The sequence below is a fragment of the Chitinophaga eiseniae genome (assembly GCF_900167135.1).
In the GTDB taxonomy this organism is placed as follows: Bacteria; Bacteroidota; Bacteroidia; order Chitinophagales; family Chitinophagaceae; genus Chitinophaga; species Chitinophaga eiseniae.
Window position 1 is genome coordinate 600700 of sequence record NZ_FUWZ01000004.1, and the last position, 16644, is coordinate 617343.

The window sequence follows — 16644 nt, forward strand, 5'->3', positions numbered from 1 at the left end:
CATGAAAATTGTTAATGTATTTGCAGCATGTATGCTCTTCGCCACGTTTGTTTCCTGTAAAAGAACAGAGTCTGTCCTGCAGGGTGGCCAGCAGCCTTCGGCCACGGAAGGCGTCGTACCAAAATCTGTTATCAATGGACTGGTATTTGAAAATCTCCACAAAACCGGCCGCTTTGACTGGAAGATGGTAAGTGACAGTGTTGTCTGGAGCGCGCTGGTACAGGGCGACAGCATCCTGTCTGTCGGCTTCCAGCCTTCCGGCACTGCCGATATCAGCCGGGAGATCGACAAAATCAATGTTAACGCCGGCGACTGGCAGGATGCCCGTCAGAAAGTATTAAGCCTTATTACCGAGGCGGAACAATTCAAAGGAGATACCAAGCTGGAGAAAGGACTGGTGACCTATCAGTCGCCCAAGCTGCCGGTGTTCTACGTAAAAGCCAGCCGCTTTGCTACGGTGAAAGCGCTGCGCGCCTCCGCGCTGGTAAGGTATGCGGAACCGGTGGGGTATGCCCGCTACATGCAGGTACAACCTGCTTCCGGCGGCGCTACCAGCAGCTCCCTGCTCACCTTTGGCTGTGACTCCAACCTGGCCAATACATCGCTGGTTCCCGGTGTAGACTATACGAATATCACCCCCGGCGCCAAGCAGTCGTGGAATTATGCCAATCATAACATCCCGCAGGCATGGACACAGTCCACCGGCGCCAATGTCAAGATCATGCTGATAGATACCGGGGTGAGTCCTACACAGGATAACCTGGGCAGCAATTTCAACCAGGGCGCCTCTACCGGCCGCACCATCGAGAAAATCAACACTTTCCCGGGTGGCACGCCGGCAGACGTATGCGGCCACGGTACCAAAATGGCCGGTGTTATTGGCGCGCCCCGCGGCACCGGTGGCAACAGCGCCGGTATCGCCTATAACAGTAACCTGATCACCGTACACGCAGCGGAAAATGTGGTGATTCTCTCTCCGGAATCAGTACAGGGTATCGGTGACGCCTATGTGCTGGGTGGTGACAATGCCGCGGTGAAAATCATCAGCATGAGTATGGGGTCCCTGTTTTCTTTCGGTCACGTGACAGATGGTATCCGTTATGCTTATAACAAAGGTAAACTGATGTTCTGTGCCGCCGGTACCACCAACTCCACCTTCGGGCCTTTCCTCGGTGTGGTTTATCCTGCTACCATGCCGGAAGTACAGGCGGTGACAGGTGTGAAGGATAACGGCACTTCTCCCTGTGAAGATTGTCACTCCGGCCGTGAAGTGGCTTTTGATATTATCATGGAAAAATCCACTACCGGCAGAAATCCGCTGACTACCGCGGCTACCGGCAATCCGCCGTCTACCGTGGGTGGTTCTTCCGTGGCTACGGCCAGCTGTGCAGCCATCGCGGCGCTGGTATGGAGCAAATACCCGACATACTCCCGCGACAGCATCCTGGCCCGTATGCGTCGTGCATCCAGCTTCTATAACAATAAACATGGTCAGCTGGGCTGGGGCGTGGTAGATGCGCAGAAAGCAGTAGGTAATTGATTTTTTTAAGTGGTCAGTCAAAGGAACTGGTGCCTCCGGGCATCGGTTCCTTTTCTTTTTAACAGGGTTATAGCGCTATCCCTACCCACCTGCAGGTCCAATGATCACAATCAAATAAAAGCCTGACAGCTGTCAGTATCCTGTTCATGGTTTGTGGCTACCTTGGTGTAACAAAAAACAAGTATATGAAGACAATCATTGTTGCAACAGACTTTTCCGCAGCTGCCCTGAATGCTGCGTATTACGCAACAGATATGGCAAAGGCAACTGGTAAGCAGGTATTGTTATTACATGTATATACATTACCGGTGTCTTATGCAGAGGTGCCGGTGGCATTTAACCCTGACCGGTTGATGCAGGACATACAGCAGGAACTGGATAAGTGGCAGCAACTGATGACGGATCGGGTGGCAGGCGCAGTGGTGGTGAATACGTTGCTGAAGATGGGCGCTTTTTATACCGAGCTGAAGGCAGTTTGCGACCAGGAAAGGCCTTACCTGGTAGTAATGGGAAGCCAGGGTACGACCGCGACAGAACGGTTGCTGTTGGGCAGCCATGCGGTAGCGGCCATGAAAAACCTGCCATGGCCACTGATTACAGTACCGCCCGCCTGTGTGTTTAAAGGCATTAAAAAGATGGGCCTGGCCTGCGACCTGGACGATGTGACGACGACGGTTCCTGTAGATTTGCTGGAGTTGTTTGCCATCGATTTTCGCGCGGAGTTGCATGTATTGAACATAAAAGAGAAAAAGGAACATATTGCCACTATCCTGCAGGAGACCAGCGCTTTATACGATATGCTGGAGCCCTTGCGGCCGGAATATCATTACAGTGTTCACCCAAAAGTGGTGGAAAGTATTACCGATGCTGTGGAAGAGCTCGGGCTGGACCTGTTGATCATGCTGCCGAAGCGGCATGACTGGTTGTACCAGTTGACCCATACCAGCCATACCAAACAATTGACTTTGCGGAGCCCGGTGCCGTTGATGGCCCTGCAGGCCGGCGACAGATAAGGTTTCCTAACAGCCGATTTTAGCACAAAAAGCGGAAAATGCGGCGAAATAAGTAGCTTTGAGGACGAAGGGCCGGTGTAACCGCTGCAAACTTCACCCCGGACCGGCCCGGTGAAGTGTTGACCATTGCAGCCTGATTGTTCAATGAATGCAGTTAAAACGTCCATGAAGCAAAGTGAAAAAATTACGCAGTCATATTTCGCTTTTTTAGATAAACATATTGCTGAAGTTATCAGCGGCGAGGCGCCGCAGTTCCTGGAACTCAATCAGATCGCCAGCGCGCTGTTTGTGTCGCACGCCCATCTGACAGCCACTATACAACAAACAATGAAACATCATCCCTGTCATTTTTATGATCAGAAGATTGTTGATGCCGCCCGGAAAATGCTGGCGGAGACGGATAAGCCGGTGGCGGAAATAGCCAATGTGTTAACCTATGATCCCTCCAATTTCTCCAAGTTTTTTAAAAAAATGACAGGACAAACCCCCGGCCGATACCGGGCCTCTGTCCGCTGACAGCGCCTTATGCGGAAGCAGATGGCCGGTATCAGTAAACCTGGCCTGCTGTATCCTCCGCTTTTCAAAATTCCTGAAAGTTCACCATGTCCGCGGAAAGGATTTTTAGAACTTTATCCCATCGTTAAACATTCTTAAAAAAATGTCATCATGGGAAGAAACGACCTCAAAGGGAAAGTTGTGCTCATAGCAGGCGGAGCAAAGAATCTGGGCGGTCTGCTGAGCCGGGAACTGGCGAAAAAAGGCGCTAAAATAGCCATTCACTATAACAGTGATAGTACTAAGGCGGATGCGGACAAAACACTGGAAGATATTAAAGCTGGCGGTGGTGAGGCGATCTTGTTCCAGGCTGATCTCACCAACGTGGAAAACATCCGGGCACTCTTCAACGAAGTCCGTCAGCAATGGGGAGGGATAGATATTGCGATCAATACTGTTGGTAAAGTGCTGAAGAAACCTTTCTCCGACACGACGGAAGCGGAGTACGACAGTATGTTCGATATCAACTCCAAAGTGGCTTATTTCTTTATACAGGAAGCGGGTAAACAAATCAATGATAATGGTAAAATCTGCACCATTGTGACCTCATTGCTGGCAGCATTCACCGGTTTGTATTCTACCTACGCCGGTGGCAAGGCGCCGGTGGAACATTACACCCGTGCCGCCTCTAAGGAATATGGCGCCCGTGGCATCTCTGTAACAGCAGTAGCGCCCGGTCCGATGGACACGCCGTTCTTTTACGGCCAGGAGACGGATGATGCGGTGGCGTACCACAAATCCGCGTCAGCGTTGGGCGGACTGACGAAGATCGAAGATATAGCGCCGCTGGTGGAGTTCCTGGTAACGGACGGTTGGTGGATCACAGGGCAGACGATTTTTGCCAACGGTGGTTATACAACAAGATAAGGAACCGGTCATCCACAGTATAAAAAATCCCGCTTTGCCCAGTGGCGAAGCGGGATTCGTTTTATCCGGAAGATAATTTATTTTTCGGTTAAGCGCCTTTTATCAGGTCCGATGGGGTATACCTGTTGGCCGTCTTTGAAGGTGGATACTACCTGCACAGCATCCCGGATGGTTTCCGGTCTTACTTTAACAGGATCGTGGCTCAGCACGACGATGTCTGCCTTATAGTTGTGCAGCAGTTTTCCTTTGGTGGAATCTTCTCCCCATTGGAAGGCGGCTTCTGTGGTGATGGCCTTTAGCGCGTCGTATACGGATATCCGTTGGTCCGGCCCCAGGAGGATGCCGTTCAGGGTAAGCCTGTTTACAGCGGCATGGACCGCCGTCAGCAGATCTGGCGGGGTAATGGGAGAATCGGTATGAATGGTATATCGTAATCCTTTTTTCGTAGCCTCCTGCAGCGGAGCAATGCGCTGCGCCCTTGGCATCCCCAACACCTGGTTAACGTACCAGTCGCCCCACAGGTACACATGGGTGGGGAAGAAGCTTTCCATTACCGGTCCTGCCAGTGTCTTCATGCTGTCCAGCTGCTCCGGGCGCGTGATCTGGGTGTGGATGATGACGTTGGGTGTGGGGTGGTTGTCGAGGATTTTTCTTTCTTTTAATGTTTTGAAGATATTTAATACCATGTCGATGGCCGCATCGCCGTTGCAATGCACATGTACCGGCATTTTCAGGTTACGTGCCACGCTGTCTATTTTCCGCAGCGCATCGTTGTATGAATAGATCGGGTGGCCCCGGTAGCTCTTGTTTTCACCGATAGGAGGATTCATGTAAGGAAGGGAGAGATAGGCATCCCTGCCTTGCGGAGAGCCGTCGAAGGTGAATTTAACCGCGCCGATCTTGAAGTGTTTGTCATAGTTGGGGTAGTACTTAGCCAGTTCGCCGAGGTTGTGGTTCATGTCGTAGTCCGGAAGTACAATAAAATCGCCGGTCAGCAGGCCCTGGTCGTTGGCGCCTTTTATCAGTGAAATGGTATTGGCGTCGGCCCTGCCTTCGCAGATGGTGGTGATGCCGTAGCGGAACCAGGTTTCTTCCGCCTGCAGCAGGCGGGAAACAAGCCTTTCCAGCATTGCTTTTTTAGCCGCCGTTGTTGTATCGGCGCGCTGATTTAGTGCTATGGAGGTGTTGAGTGCGTTCACATTGGCATTTTCCAGTAACAGGCCTGTCAGAACGCCTTTTGTGTCTTTCACGATGGTGCCTCCGCTGATAGCGTTGCCGGGAGTGTTATTGGTAATGCCTAACATGGTCAGCAGCTTCGTGTTGCCCACGCCCATGTGGCCGCTGACGTGCATGATATAGATAGGGTGGGTAGTGGAGACGCGGTCCAGCAGGTACCGGGTAGGCTGCTGGTTGCCTGCCAGCTGGGCATCGTCGTAGTTGTTGCCCAGAATGACGGTGGTGGTATCATTGTCAGGAAGCTTAAGGCTGTCGAGATAGGCTTTCAGGGTGTTCTCCAGCGTCAGGGAGTCGTTAACATCTCCATAGGGACGTGCCGCAAGATCGGCCATGGAATGCGTCATAAGAAAAAGCCCTACATGCGCGTGTGCATCGATAAAAGCGGGCATGATCAGGGCGCTGTCTCCATATTCTGTGACCTGGGTGATGCCTTCTTTGAAGTGTAGCAGCTTTGCCTGGTCAAAGGCGCCCACGAAGATAATTTTACCGTCTTTGATAGCTACACATTCTTCCAGTTTAAGCGGGTCTTTGTCGTTCATGGTCCGGACGTGGCCTTTGAGTATCCTGTCCGCAATGTCAGTATTATCCTGACAACGGGAAAACAACAGCAGCGCCAATAGCGATAGTAACAGGCTTAAGGTTTTTTTTTCATGAATGGTTATTTTGTTTGCTGGTTAAACAATCCGTGTATGAATTTGTTCGGCGCTCGCGGGAAAAATGCTAATATTGGGTCTAAAATGAGTAGCATGGCGGTTTCTATTGACGCATTACAACAGCTGTTGCAACAACTGAATGGCATTGCAGCGGCAGATCTTACGCCGTTGTTTGCCATCACCCGGCAGGTGAAACTGGAGGCGGGAGAAACGTATATTCGTGAAGGTGATACCTCCCGAAAACTGGCCTGGCTGCAGCAAGGCATTATCCGGGCTTACGCGGTGCGGCATAACGGTGACGAGGCTACGTTGTTTCTTCGCTGGGAGGGGCAGTTTATTGCCTCACATGATACGATTATCCGGCAGCAGTCCTCCAGGTTTATTTACAGGGCGCTGGAAGATACCGTGATGGTAGAAATAGACTACAACCAGCTGGACGGGCTGCTGCGTGACAATACCCGGTTGGAGCCGTTGCGCAGTTATTTTTTGCAGATGATGCTGGCGGAAGCGCTGGACACCATTGAGGCGTTCGTGACATTGTCGCCCGAAGAGCGTTACCTGCAGTTGCTGGAAAGCCGCGGTGATATTGTAAACCGCGTGCCGGACAAATATATCGCTTCCATGCTGGGGGTGACGCCGGTGTCGCTCAGCCGCATCAGGAAAAGAATACACAGCCGGGGCAAGCAGTAATCCGGAAATTATCTTTTGTTAACGTCATTTCTTATCTTTTGTTAACCGGTGAAAGGGCATGTGGTAGCTAATTTTGGGTTGTTTAACATCAAAACGACCGGACTTATGCAAACACTGACCGAAGCGGTGGCCCGTATTTTCAGCCTGGAGGCGCTGCGTTATTTTTTATTGGCTGGCATCCCCTTTATCTTATTTTACCTGGTATATCCTACCCGGTTAAAACAACAGAAAATCCAGCGGCGGGAAGCCTCCCGGAAGGATTTTTTCCGGGAGATCCTGCACTCCATGCAAAGCACGCTCGTGTTCAGCACCATCTCTGTGGCGGTATTGTTTACTCCTTTGCGGCAGTATACGCAGGTGTACACGCAGATCGGCGATTTCCCGTTGTGGTACATTGGCGTAAGCCTGCTGCTCAGCCTCGTGCTGCACGATACCTACTTCTACTGGATGCACCGGTTGCTGCATCACCCGGCATTGTTTAAAGCCACGCATCTGGTACATCATAAAAGCACGAATCCCTCTCCCTGGACGTCCTACAGTTTTCACCTGCTGGAAGCGATCGCGGAAGGCGGCATACTGGTGGTGATCGTCTGCGTGATGCCGATGCATCCGTTGACAGTCCTGTTGTTTACCGTCTCCGGTTTTATTATCAACGTATACGGCCATCTTGGTTATGAGATCATGCCCCGTGGTTTCCGTCGCAGCTGGCTGTTTGAGGTACTCAATACCTCCGTGCATCACAATCTGCATCACAGCCGCTTCAAAGGCAACTACGGGCTGTATTTTCGTATATGGGACCGCGTGATGGGCACCGAGCATCCGGACTATGTCAAAGAATATGACCGACTGCAGGCACAGCGTTTTGGCGGTCAGCCGGTTGTCAGGGGAAATAAAACGCCAGTCCGCGTAGCGGATTTTCAGTAAAGTACTGGTGCTGGTCGTGCATTTCTGTGGCAAAGCGCAGGATCGTGCGTGTCCGGTCCCGGTCGGCGTCGGAAAGCGGAGAGAAGAGGTATACACTTCTTTGCTGCCAATGCCGGACCGCTGCAAGGCTATAGTCCCTGACAGCCACGTCCGGATCAATAGTGCCGAGCATCAGATCTGCGGCAACGTTCCAGCCGCCGGTATGAGAGAAGAACTGCAACATGGATAGTTTAAGGCCTGTCGTCCCTGCCGCATAGTGTGCTCTCGCTTTTTGAAGCACTGTATGATTGGCACGTCTTGACAGATAGTCTAAAATGATGTGCCGGAAACCAGGCACCGGATGGTCCATATGCGCCAGACAGTGTTCATAGAATGCGGTATCATCCAATTTTTTCAGGGCGATCAATGCCGCTTTCGCTACCCGCAAAACAGGATGGTGCAGGAACCGGGCCACAGTACCCGCATGCTGCCGGGCATCTGCTTCGGCGAGCCCAAGGAGAGAACCCGGTAACTGTTGTCCCTGTTGCAGCTGATCAAGATAAAAAGCGGTTATGTCAATGCCTTTATCTTTAAGATAGTATCGGGCGAAGTCCCGTATACCGGCGGCGGGATCTGCTGTAAAAGGCAGCAAAGAAAAATCCGGCCGCTGCTGGTGTAGCTTTCGAAGTACCGGCAGGCGGATATGGGGAGATTTGTCCTGCAACAACCGGATAATATCTTCCGGTTGCAGATGCTCCATGTGCGCAGCTGCTACCTGCCTTACCAGTGGGTAACGGTCTGCCATAAACGTAAGCAGTTCCTCTCTGTGAACATAACTGGCCACCAGATAACGGGCGAGAAGAACACGGTGTTTTACCGGCAGGCGGGGAAATTGGGCCATACAGACACTACGGGCTCTCCCGGTCAGGTAGTCGAGTATGGCGTCCCTGGTATCTGTGAGATCTACCCGCTCCACGCGCTGCAGCCAATCCAGCAGCGGAAGGTTCATGATGAAGGCCTTTGCCTTTCCTGCATGCAGATAAGCTATCACGGCGGCTTCAGCCGCCTGGCGGACAGGTGTGACCCAGTCGGCCAGGCGTTGAATCAAAAAGGGAAGTGCTTCGGTATCCTTGGTATCGGCCAGTTTGCGTACCGCTTTTTCTCTGACGTAGCCGTTTTCATTGAGTGAACTGATGATCAGCAGATAGGTCAGTCGCTGTTGATCAAAACTGACTTCAAAAAAATCAACATCAGCAAGGCTGATCTGACAACTGTTTAACGTCTGATATAATTGTCGCGGATACATATTCTTCCGGAACAGATGAATGATCGTATCTACAATAATATCTCTGACCGATGTATTGTGAGACTGTTGTAATGCATGCAACAGGCAGTAGATCAGGTCGCAACTTCCTTCTGTCTGCATTTCCGCCAGTGCGTGCAGCTTCTTCTCTTCATTGCCGGAATGGTACAGGGTATGTATCTGTGATGAGAAATTCATGTATATCGTCGTGGGTTAAACCACGCTAAGATATCATTTATTCCCCGGAATGCCGCGTACCGTCTCACCTTCCTGCGGCACCTTTATCCGATTTTGCAGTTTTTCACCGGCCACATACCGGCGCAGGTCCGCCTTGCTCAGGCTGCAGTGGTTGATGGCGTCCATATGTACTGCTATCACCGTGGTGGCGGGTAGTAGCCGGGTGATGGCTTTCAGCTCGCCGGTGGTCAGCGTCATGGTGATGCCGGGCGCCAGCACCGGGTTTTCACGGGTAAAGTGGCATTCGCCGGTGTTGGCGATCACGATGGGCGGCTTTGTGGTGATAAGAGACGCTTTTAATTTGTCATCAAGAATAGCGTCGCCGGTGATAAATACCGCGCCATCCGGGCTTTGCAGGTAGTAAGAGGAGGAGATGCCGAAAGGCGGTTCTCCGTTTGCGCCGGGGTAGTGGCTCGACAGGAACCGGTGGAAGGAGACGCCTTCCCAGGTGACCAAACTGTCGATCACGCGTGTGTTGGTAAATCCTTTTTCTTTCAGTTTGGCGTCATCTCCGGGTTGACAGAAGATCAGCATGTCTTTGGGGACATATTTTTCTGCTGCGCCGTCGAAGTGGTCGGGATGATAGTGGGTCAGTAGTATGGCATCGACGTCTTTCAGTATGCTGTCATGGTGAAACGGTAAATCAATGGTGGGATTTTTGCGTTCATCTGCAAAGAAAATGGGAGGTTCGGTCCCCTTATCGGCCAGTATCGGATCTGTTAAAAGGTGTCGGTGGTTGATGGTGATCTTTACCGTGGCGCTCCGGATCAACTGAACCTGTAATGGTTGGGCTACGCTGTCTGCTGCCAGGGCGCTGATACAGGCGAGTATCAGCGGGATTATTTTTTTCATATGGGAGCTGTTTAATTTTAATGGGACCAAAGGTATACCTTTACATCCTGCGGGATAAGGAGGCACTTTTCCGTGCCTTACTTACTTTTTTGTAGGTTTTGTTGATCATCGCCGCAAGGCGCGGACAAATTTTTTTAAAAAAATATGAGAGATCCAAGATTGCACTGTCCGCTGACAGTAGCGGTAAAAGCCATTAGCGGAAAATGGAAGCTGTACATATTAAGTATGCTGTCGGACGGTACGCCGAAAAGGTATACAGAATTGCTGAAAAGCACCTGTGAAAACCTCACGGAGAAAATGCTCACCAGCCAGTTGCGGGAGTTGGAGAAAGACGGTATTATCACCCGGAAAGTATACCCTGAGGTGCCGCCGCGGGTGGAGTATATGCTGACTGCGTCAGGGAAGAAGCTGTGCGCTATCTTTGAACCTTTGTATGAATGGGGCATGGAGTATATGAAAAACCAGCGACATGAGAAGTTGCCGTGGCTGGAGATGGGATTGCGGGAGCTTTCCTGATACGGATTGTTACGGATGTGTCCATGCAGGTTGACCCCGGCCTGCAAAAAAAATTTTTTTTCCTGCTCATTTTTATTATCTTCAGATATCTCAAAATAATCAACAACTCATGCCAATTAACCCAGTCTATATAAAGTAATTTCTCAACCCAAATTTGAACCTGTAAATCTCCTCCTTATGAAGAAAAAAACAACGATTGGAAAAAAAATGTCTTTTAACAAGACAACTATCGCCCAACTGAACGCATCCCAGCAAATTTTGATCGCTGGCGGTATGCCGCCTCTTACTTTGCAAGTTCAATGTATCGAAACAAGAGGAGCCAGCTGTAACACAATACCTTACACACAGCAAGCCTGCGTGCTTTGCTGATCCGTACTGTCATTCAACCGAAATTTTGAACCCGTAATTCTCCTCCTTATGAAGAAAAAGACAACGATTGGAAAAAAAATGTCTTTTAACAAGACAACTATTGCCCAGCTGAACCCGCAGCAACAGGCTGAGATCGCCGGCGGTATACCCACTACCACTATCACCATCTCTAAAGTATGCAAAGAAACCCGTTACGAAACCTGTAACACGTTCCCTTATACGCAGGAGATCTGTGTATTCTGCTAGTCTGATCTGATCTGATCTCTTTTTTTAACCCGGGATCAAACTGTCGTGGCGGCTGTATGCCTGCCAGCGGGAATGTTTTGTCCTGTAAATCCACTCCGTTTATGAAAAAGAAAAAAATGATCGCCGAAAAGAAACTGCAGTTCGGCAAATCTTCCGTAGCAGTACTCTCTGCCACCGAAAAAGAAATGTTGGCCGGTGGTTTTCGTCCGGTTACCTATGACGCGAAATGTATGACATACCAGGATACCTGTAGTACATTTCCCTACACACGCCCGGTATGCATAGCGTGTTAACGTTTATGGTTTAACCTGAACACTCATCATTTATGAAAAAGAAAAACATTGCCATGAGCAAAAAGCTTTCTTTCAGCAAAGAAACTATTGCGGCATTAAATAACTGTCAGCAACAACTGATTGCCGGCGGAGCAAGGCGGACCGAATTGTTTACCTGCATATCCCGTGTGGAAACATGCGGTACCTTCCCCGGTCCAACCCGTCCCTGCGAACTTTGTCCCACCAATTAAACTGTAACTCATGAAAAAGAAAAACATCGCTATCAGCAAAAAACTCTCCTTTAACAAGGAAACTATCGCAGCATTGAATGGTAACCAACAACAGCTCATCGCTGGTGGCGCCATTCCCATTACCCGCCTGGTGAACTGCACTTCCGGTATGGAAACCTGCGGTGGCGAAAGCTGCGCTACGATCCAACGTCCGGGCGGTCCCTGCGAACTGTGCCCCATCCTGTAATAAAATGATCGCTGATGAAAAAGAAAAACACAGCCATCAGAAAAAAGCTTTCCTTCAATAAGGAAACAGTCGCGTCTCTCAATAATGTTCAGCAACAAGTGCTGGCGGGAGGCTCGAGGACCGTTACTAAACTGATCACCTGCACCTCTAACGGCGTTACCTGTGTAACTACAACAGCTACCGGCGTTTGCGACGACTGCGCGTAATTTTTTTCACTGTCTGAATTTTTTCTCATGAAAAAGAAAAACATCACTATCGGAAAAAAGCTCTCCTTTAATAAGGAGACGATTGCAGCACTCAATGTAGGGCAACAGCAGCTGATCGCTGGCGGGGCTACTATCGTAACGAAGTTGGTCAACTGTACAACCGGACTGGATGAAACCTGTCCTACCATACCGTTTACCGGCCATGCGTGCATACGTTGCATGTAGTATCATCATCATTACCTGTCAAGCTGTACAAGCTCCGGGAGAAGCCTGCAGGGATTGCCAGGAGTAGACCCATCGGTAGAAAAGCATCTCTCAAAGCTGCACGGGCCCTTTGTGGCCCGTGTGGCTTTGGTGCGTTATCCTTTCATCATTTAAATATGTTGCTGTGAAAAAAGAAAATTTCCATCAGCAAAAAGTTGTCATTTAACAAAGACGCCATCGCTGTGCTCAACCCGGCGCAACAGCCTGGCCTCGCAGGCGGTAAAGCATTCGAGACCAGCCCCTATAACTGCGCCACCCTTTATATTACCTGTGAAACATCACCAGGTACCGGACAAACCTGCTGGCTGTGCGAGTAATGCGCCAACATTTAGTTAAGCCGCATAAACCAACAGTTTGTGCGGCTTTTCAGTTTTTGTTACTTTAGGAAGATGAATATACCCTGGGAGATATTGAACGACCTCGCTTTTGTACAACATGCTGCCAATGACCGTATCATTGTAGGTAGCTTGTATGAGTCAATGTATATAATGGATCGGGAAACTCAAACTGTGCAATTACTCGATTGGTTTTATGGTGATCCCACCTGTGCCATCATTGGAGAAAATGGGCAATGGGTATTAATGGGTGGATAGTAAGATCCTTTCCGGATTATATCGGTCATCCGTACACAGTGGATATCCGCTGGTAAAAAATCCCTGAAAGGATAAAAAAAAGTCCATATGTTCGCACATAGATACGTTATGACAATGGTGGTTGCAGACCACCGGGACTTTCAAAAGTGAACAAATGAGATACTTTTTTTTCCTGCCGGCATGGGCATGCCTCTGCCTGTTGCTTTTAACCGACAATTACCTGCAGGCGCAAACCAACACTTCCTGGACGCCGGACAACGGCGACGGTACCTTCAAAAACCCGCTGATGTGGGGAGACTGGCCCGATCCGGACATCATCCGGGTCGAGGACACATTTTATTTCGTTTCTACCAGTATGCACTACGTCCCCGGTTGCCCGGTGGCGGTTTCTCAGGACCTGGTCAACTGGAAAATGGCCGGTTATGCGGTGCCCCGCTATGAGGAAGATCCGCGTTACAACCTGGAAGGCGGCAATATGTACCTCAGCGGCTCCTGGGCGGCCACCATCCGGCATCATAACGGCCTGTTCTATGTAGGCTTCTGCACACCGGACATGGACGGCCGCAAAGGACATTTTTCCATGTGTACGGCTAAAAATATCGAAGGCCCCTGGACGCGGACCATCTTCCCGGAATATCTGTATGATCCGGGTTTATTCTTCGATGACGATGGTAAGGTGTATGTCGCGCACGGTCAGCAGAAACTATTTATCACCGAGCTGAACAGCGACGCGCTGTCCGTAAAAACACCACGGCGCGAAATTTATGATAACCGCGACTACCCGTACCTGGAAGGCTCGCACATGTATAAAATCAACGGTAAGTATTACATCCTTGGGAGCACCGGCGGCACGAAAGGCCGACAGGTATGCCTGCGGTCCGACAATGTGTACGGCCCTTATGAGTCGAAGGTGGTGATAAAGGACGATCATTCCTATCCGGGCAACGGCCTGCATCAGGGCGGGATGGTCCAGCTAAAGAATGGCGACTGGTGGTTTATCATCATGCAGGACCGTGGCCCTATCGGCCGGGTGCCCAACCTTGAGCCGGTGACATGGGTGGATGGCTGGCCTATGTTAGGCGTCAACGGAAAGGGCGTGGATACTTTTCCCAAACCAGGCATAGGTAAAAGCTACCCGGTAACGGTACCGGCCACTTCGGATGAGTTTAATACCGGCACCCTCGGGCTGCAATGGCAATGGAACCATAATCCCGACGATAGTAAATGGTCGCTCTCCCGTCGGCAGGGCTATCTCCGGCTGTATGCCGGCAAAGCACGCCAACTGGCAGATGCCCGCAACACACTAACGCAACGGGTGGAAGGCCCTTATTCGGAAGGCACGGTGTCTCTCGATCTTTCCGGCCTGAAACCGGGCGATGTAGCGGGGCTGGGCGTATTCCAGTCGCCATCTGCTTATGTAGGTGTCCGCTGCAAAGGAAAAAACAAAGAACTCATCATGGTGAATAATGACAGCACTGTTACCGTCTTACCCTATACTGCTTCCAAAATCTGGCTGAAAGCCATGGTACAGGAAAAAGACTTCACCGCTGCTTTTGCCTATAGCAAAGACGGTCAGCATTTCAGGACGATAGGCAATGCGCTGAAGATGGGCCTCGGACTGGATTGGACGGCCAACCGCTTTGCGCTGTTCCTTTTTAATACAGACATGACACGGCCCGAAAGCAAAGGGTATGCGGACTTCGACTGGTTTCGCCGTTAAACAGCGGTGGTCTGCTTTAAACGCATAAAACAAAACGGCTGCACCTCAAAGGATACAGCCGGTTGTTTTGGGGGGAACATTTACAAAGCAAAGATAGAACGCTTATTCCTATCAGACATGAGTAGTAATGCTCATAAAGCCGGTTACGTGGTACATAGATAAAAAGGGACGCCTGTCGACAGGCATCCCTTTTTATCTGTTGGCAGGAAGATTACTTTACAGCCATGGGCCTTACGTCCTGCACCAGCGTCAGTAAAAACTTGCCCGGTTCTTCCATCATCATCAGGTGGGAAGAATTTTCAAACCATACCCCTTTTTTATAGGGGGCCTTCACTTTTTTCAGCCAGGCGTCAGTAGGTTCGGAGGGGGTGGTATAGTCATGCCGTCCCATAAACATCAGTACAGGGATGGGAAACGTTGTTACGTTCTTGAAGTCCACTGCCAGGAATTCATCTATTACTCTGCCGAGGGTAAAGATGTTGCCTTCATCGATGGCGTCCACGTCTTTTTTATCATATTCCGGAGACAGCAGCGGAGCGTTGAAGAAATAGGAGGGCACAGGTCTGTACGCTGCCAGGCCGCCATATTCCTGGGGCCATTTGCGGGCAATGATGATCCTTTCGCGGGTGATAGGCTGATCACCCGGGTAAGGCGCGATGGATTGCAGTTCCCGGATAGCGGTGGTATCGTTGCGGCGAATGGCTTCTTTCAGGCCAAATTCAAAGCTTACCCGTTCGTTGTCTACCGTATTGATGTTCTGGCCTGCACCAATATATACATAGAACAGATCGGGGCGCTTCAGGGCGGCGCGCATGGCTATAATGGTGCCCCAGCTGTGGCCCATCAGGACCAGTTTCTTCTTGTGGTATTTCTGGCGGAGCTGTTCGGCCAGTTCAATGGCGTCGTCCACGTAACGGTCGATATGCAGGGTGGCGCCCAGGTTGGTGGTGTCGTTGGAGAGGAAGCTCTTGCCGGAGGCACGCTGGTCATATTGTACCATCGTGAAATATTCTTCCACGGGCCGCTGCCAGGTCCAGGCTACGGGCGCCATGGGGGAGGCCGGGCCGCCGTGAACGAAGAGGATGATGGGGTTGTTGCGGTCTTGTCCCCGTACAAATACCCATTGTTTGGTGCCGCCGAGGGTAGCCTCGAAATTTTCCTGGACACCATTGGGACTTAGGATCTTACTCAGCCCGGTGATCAGTTTTTTACCGCCGGCGTATTTGTCGGTCACATTATTGTTCTGTGCCTGGCTGGCAGGAAGGAAAGCCAGGGAGATGGTCATAAGTAACAGCAACGCTTTCAGGTGCTGACAAGTGTTGGCTCGCAGTCGATTTGTTAGCATGTAACGGATTTGTGGTATCAGATAGTAAATAAATAAGCAAAAACGTAAACGGTGGCAAACTATTGTTTTTTATGTTACCGGACAAATTCAGGTATGGCTGGTGGGAAAGGCTTCTTTTTTTGCCACATTTAATATTAAATTTACCGGTCTCCTGTAGGGGAGTTTGATTGTCTGATATCTTATATAGAATGAATGAACAGGAACTGCTAAAGCGGCTTGCCGCAGGCGACCAGGCGGCGTTTACAGCGATCTATCTGCAATACCACGGGGGGATTTATACCTACCTGTTGAAATTCACCAAAAATCCGCTGCTCACAGAAGATCTGGTGCACGACGTGTTCCTGAAGATATGGGAGGTCCGCGAACAGCTGGACATTAAGTCCTCTTTTGCAGGCTACCTGTACCGCCTTGCCCGCAATACCGCGCTTACACAGCTGAACAGGCTGACGCTCTTCGATACGGTAAGAGACGAGGTGATGCACCGTATGTCGCTGGGCATCCATGAGCAGTCGGTGCTGAATGCCGTGGAACAGAAGCAATACGAGGAGCTGTTGCAGCGTGCTATCGACAACCTGCCGCCACAGCGCCGGGAGGCGTTTATCCTCTGCCGTCAGCAGGGCAAAAGTTACGAAGAAGCCGCTGCGCTGATGAATATTTCCCGTAATACGTTTAAACAGCACCTGTCGCTGGCCGTAAAATCCATCCGGGACTACCTGCTGGAACATGGCCATATCTCCCTGCTGATGCTGCTGATAGCCATGAAATAAAAAAAAGCGGAATTTTTTTT

At 50.5% G+C, this 16644-nt stretch carries 21 protein-coding genes; 17 read left to right on the forward strand and 4 right to left on the reverse strand.

Annotated features, from left to right (window positions below; genetic code table 11):
• Position 1 precedes the first annotated feature (1 nt).
• The 4 genes from B5D63_RS25655 to B5D63_RS25670 all read left to right on the forward strand — a co-directional run bounded on the left by B5D63_RS25655 (position 2) and on the right by B5D63_RS25670 (position 3975).
• Positions 2–1540 (forward strand): S8 family serine peptidase, encoded by a 1539-nt coding sequence (locus tag B5D63_RS25655; protein WP_078671712.1) that lies wholly within the window; start codon positions 2–4, stop codon positions 1538–1540.
• 185 nt (positions 1541–1725) lie between these two features.
• Positions 1726–2553, forward strand: coding sequence for a universal stress protein (locus B5D63_RS25660; protein WP_159456162.1), 828 nt, complete (start codon positions 1726–1728; stop codon positions 2551–2553).
• A gap of 165 nt (positions 2554–2718) precedes the next feature.
• Positions 2719–3069 (forward strand): helix-turn-helix domain-containing protein, encoded by a 351-nt coding sequence (locus tag B5D63_RS25665; RefSeq protein ID WP_200817101.1) that lies wholly within the window; start codon positions 2719–2721, stop codon positions 3067–3069.
• A gap of 150 nt (positions 3070–3219) precedes the next feature.
• The gene (locus tag B5D63_RS25670; protein ID WP_078671715.1) at positions 3220–3975 is read left to right on the forward strand and encodes an SDR family oxidoreductase; all 756 of its coding nucleotides are present in this window, start codon (positions 3220–3222) and stop codon (positions 3973–3975) included.
• 77 nt (positions 3976–4052) lie between these two features.
• Here the strand turns inward: B5D63_RS25670 and B5D63_RS25675 are convergent, their stop codons facing one another.
• A complete protein-coding gene (locus B5D63_RS25675; protein WP_143313094.1) occupies positions 4053–5750 on the reverse strand; it encodes an amidohydrolase in 1698 nt (565 codons plus the stop codon).
• A 207-nt stretch (positions 5751–5957) separates the two neighbouring features.
• Here B5D63_RS25675 and B5D63_RS25680 point away from each other — a divergent pair, with 207 nt between their 5' ends.
• Together B5D63_RS25680 and B5D63_RS25685 are read left to right on the forward strand one after the other, a co-directional pair.
• A complete protein-coding gene (locus B5D63_RS25680; protein ID WP_159456163.1) occupies positions 5958–6554 on the forward strand; it encodes a Crp/Fnr family transcriptional regulator in 597 nt (198 codons plus the stop codon).
• A 105-nt stretch (positions 6555–6659) separates the two neighbouring features.
• Positions 6660–7478: a sterol desaturase family protein gene (locus tag B5D63_RS25685; protein ID WP_078671718.1), complete on the forward strand. Its 819-nt coding sequence runs from the start codon at positions 6660–6662 to the stop codon at positions 7476–7478.
• Here the strand turns inward: B5D63_RS25685 and B5D63_RS25690 are convergent.
• Positions 7435–8958, reverse strand: a complete 1524-nt coding sequence (locus B5D63_RS25690) for a HEAT repeat domain-containing protein (protein ID WP_078671719.1) — start codon at positions 8956–8958, stop codon at positions 7435–7437. The two genes, B5D63_RS25685 and B5D63_RS25690, sit on opposite strands and share 44 nt — an antisense overlap.
• Positions 8959–8991: 33 nt before the next feature.
• Complete coding sequence (locus B5D63_RS25695; RefSeq protein WP_078671720.1) at positions 8992–9849, reverse strand: MBL fold metallo-hydrolase; 858 nt, start codon at positions 9847–9849, stop codon at positions 8992–8994.
• Between the two features lie 144 nt (positions 9850–9993).
• Between B5D63_RS25695 and B5D63_RS25700 the strand changes: the two genes are divergently transcribed.
• From B5D63_RS25700 to B5D63_RS25740, 10 genes are all read left to right on the forward strand, one after another.
• Positions 9994–10365 carry a winged helix-turn-helix transcriptional regulator gene (locus B5D63_RS25700; RefSeq protein WP_078671721.1) on the forward strand — a complete coding sequence of 124 codons (372 nt, stop codon included), beginning with the start codon at positions 9994–9996 and terminating at the stop codon, positions 10363–10365.
• Between the two features lie 177 nt (positions 10366–10542).
• Positions 10543–10734: a class I lanthipeptide gene (locus B5D63_RS25705; protein ID WP_078671722.1), complete on the forward strand. Its 192-nt coding sequence runs from the start codon at positions 10543–10545 to the stop codon at positions 10732–10734.
• Between the two features lie 48 nt (positions 10735–10782).
• Positions 10783–10980, forward strand: coding sequence for a class I lanthipeptide (locus tag B5D63_RS34765; RefSeq protein ID WP_143313095.1), 198 nt, complete (start codon positions 10783–10785; stop codon positions 10978–10980).
• A 101-nt stretch (positions 10981–11081) separates the two neighbouring features.
• The gene (locus B5D63_RS25710; RefSeq protein ID WP_143313096.1) at positions 11082–11273 is read left to right on the forward strand and encodes a class I lanthipeptide; all 192 of its coding nucleotides are present in this window, start codon (positions 11082–11084) and stop codon (positions 11271–11273) included.
• Between the two features lie 32 nt (positions 11274–11305).
• Positions 11306–11503 (forward strand): class I lanthipeptide, encoded by a 198-nt coding sequence (locus B5D63_RS25715; protein WP_078671724.1) that lies wholly within the window; start codon positions 11306–11308, stop codon positions 11501–11503.
• A gap of 10 nt (positions 11504–11513) precedes the next feature.
• Positions 11514–11729 (forward strand): class I lanthipeptide, encoded by a 216-nt coding sequence (locus B5D63_RS25720; protein ID WP_078671725.1) that lies wholly within the window; start codon positions 11514–11516, stop codon positions 11727–11729.
• 14 nt (positions 11730–11743) lie between these two features.
• Positions 11744–11935 (forward strand): class I lanthipeptide, encoded by a 192-nt coding sequence (locus tag B5D63_RS25725; RefSeq protein WP_078671726.1) that lies wholly within the window; start codon positions 11744–11746, stop codon positions 11933–11935.
• A 27-nt stretch (positions 11936–11962) separates the two neighbouring features.
• Positions 11963–12160 carry a class I lanthipeptide gene (locus B5D63_RS25730; RefSeq protein ID WP_078671727.1) on the forward strand — a complete coding sequence of 66 codons (198 nt, stop codon included), beginning with the start codon at positions 11963–11965 and terminating at the stop codon, positions 12158–12160.
• 176 nt (positions 12161–12336) lie between these two features.
• On the forward strand, positions 12337–12516 hold the full coding sequence (locus B5D63_RS35145; RefSeq protein ID WP_317044815.1) for a class I lanthipeptide: 180 nt from the start codon (positions 12337–12339) through the stop codon (positions 12514–12516).
• Positions 12517–12946: 430 nt separating this feature from the next.
• Positions 12947–14512 carry a glycoside hydrolase family 43 protein gene (locus tag B5D63_RS25740; RefSeq protein ID WP_078671729.1) on the forward strand — a complete coding sequence of 522 codons (1566 nt, stop codon included), beginning with the start codon at positions 12947–12949 and terminating at the stop codon, positions 14510–14512.
• Positions 14513–14723: 211 nt separating this feature from the next.
• On the opposite strand, the gene B5D63_RS25745 is transcribed toward B5D63_RS25740, so the two are convergent.
• On the reverse strand, positions 14724–15857 hold the full coding sequence (locus tag B5D63_RS25745) for an alpha/beta fold hydrolase (RefSeq protein ID WP_078671730.1): 1134 nt from the start codon (positions 15855–15857) through the stop codon (positions 14724–14726).
• A gap of 188 nt (positions 15858–16045) precedes the next feature.
• Between B5D63_RS25745 and B5D63_RS25750 the strand changes: the two genes are divergently transcribed.
• Positions 16046–16624 carry an RNA polymerase sigma factor gene (locus B5D63_RS25750; protein ID WP_078671731.1) on the forward strand — a complete coding sequence of 193 codons (579 nt, stop codon included), beginning with the start codon at positions 16046–16048 and terminating at the stop codon, positions 16622–16624.
• The last annotated feature ends 20 nt before the right edge of the window (positions 16625–16644 follow it).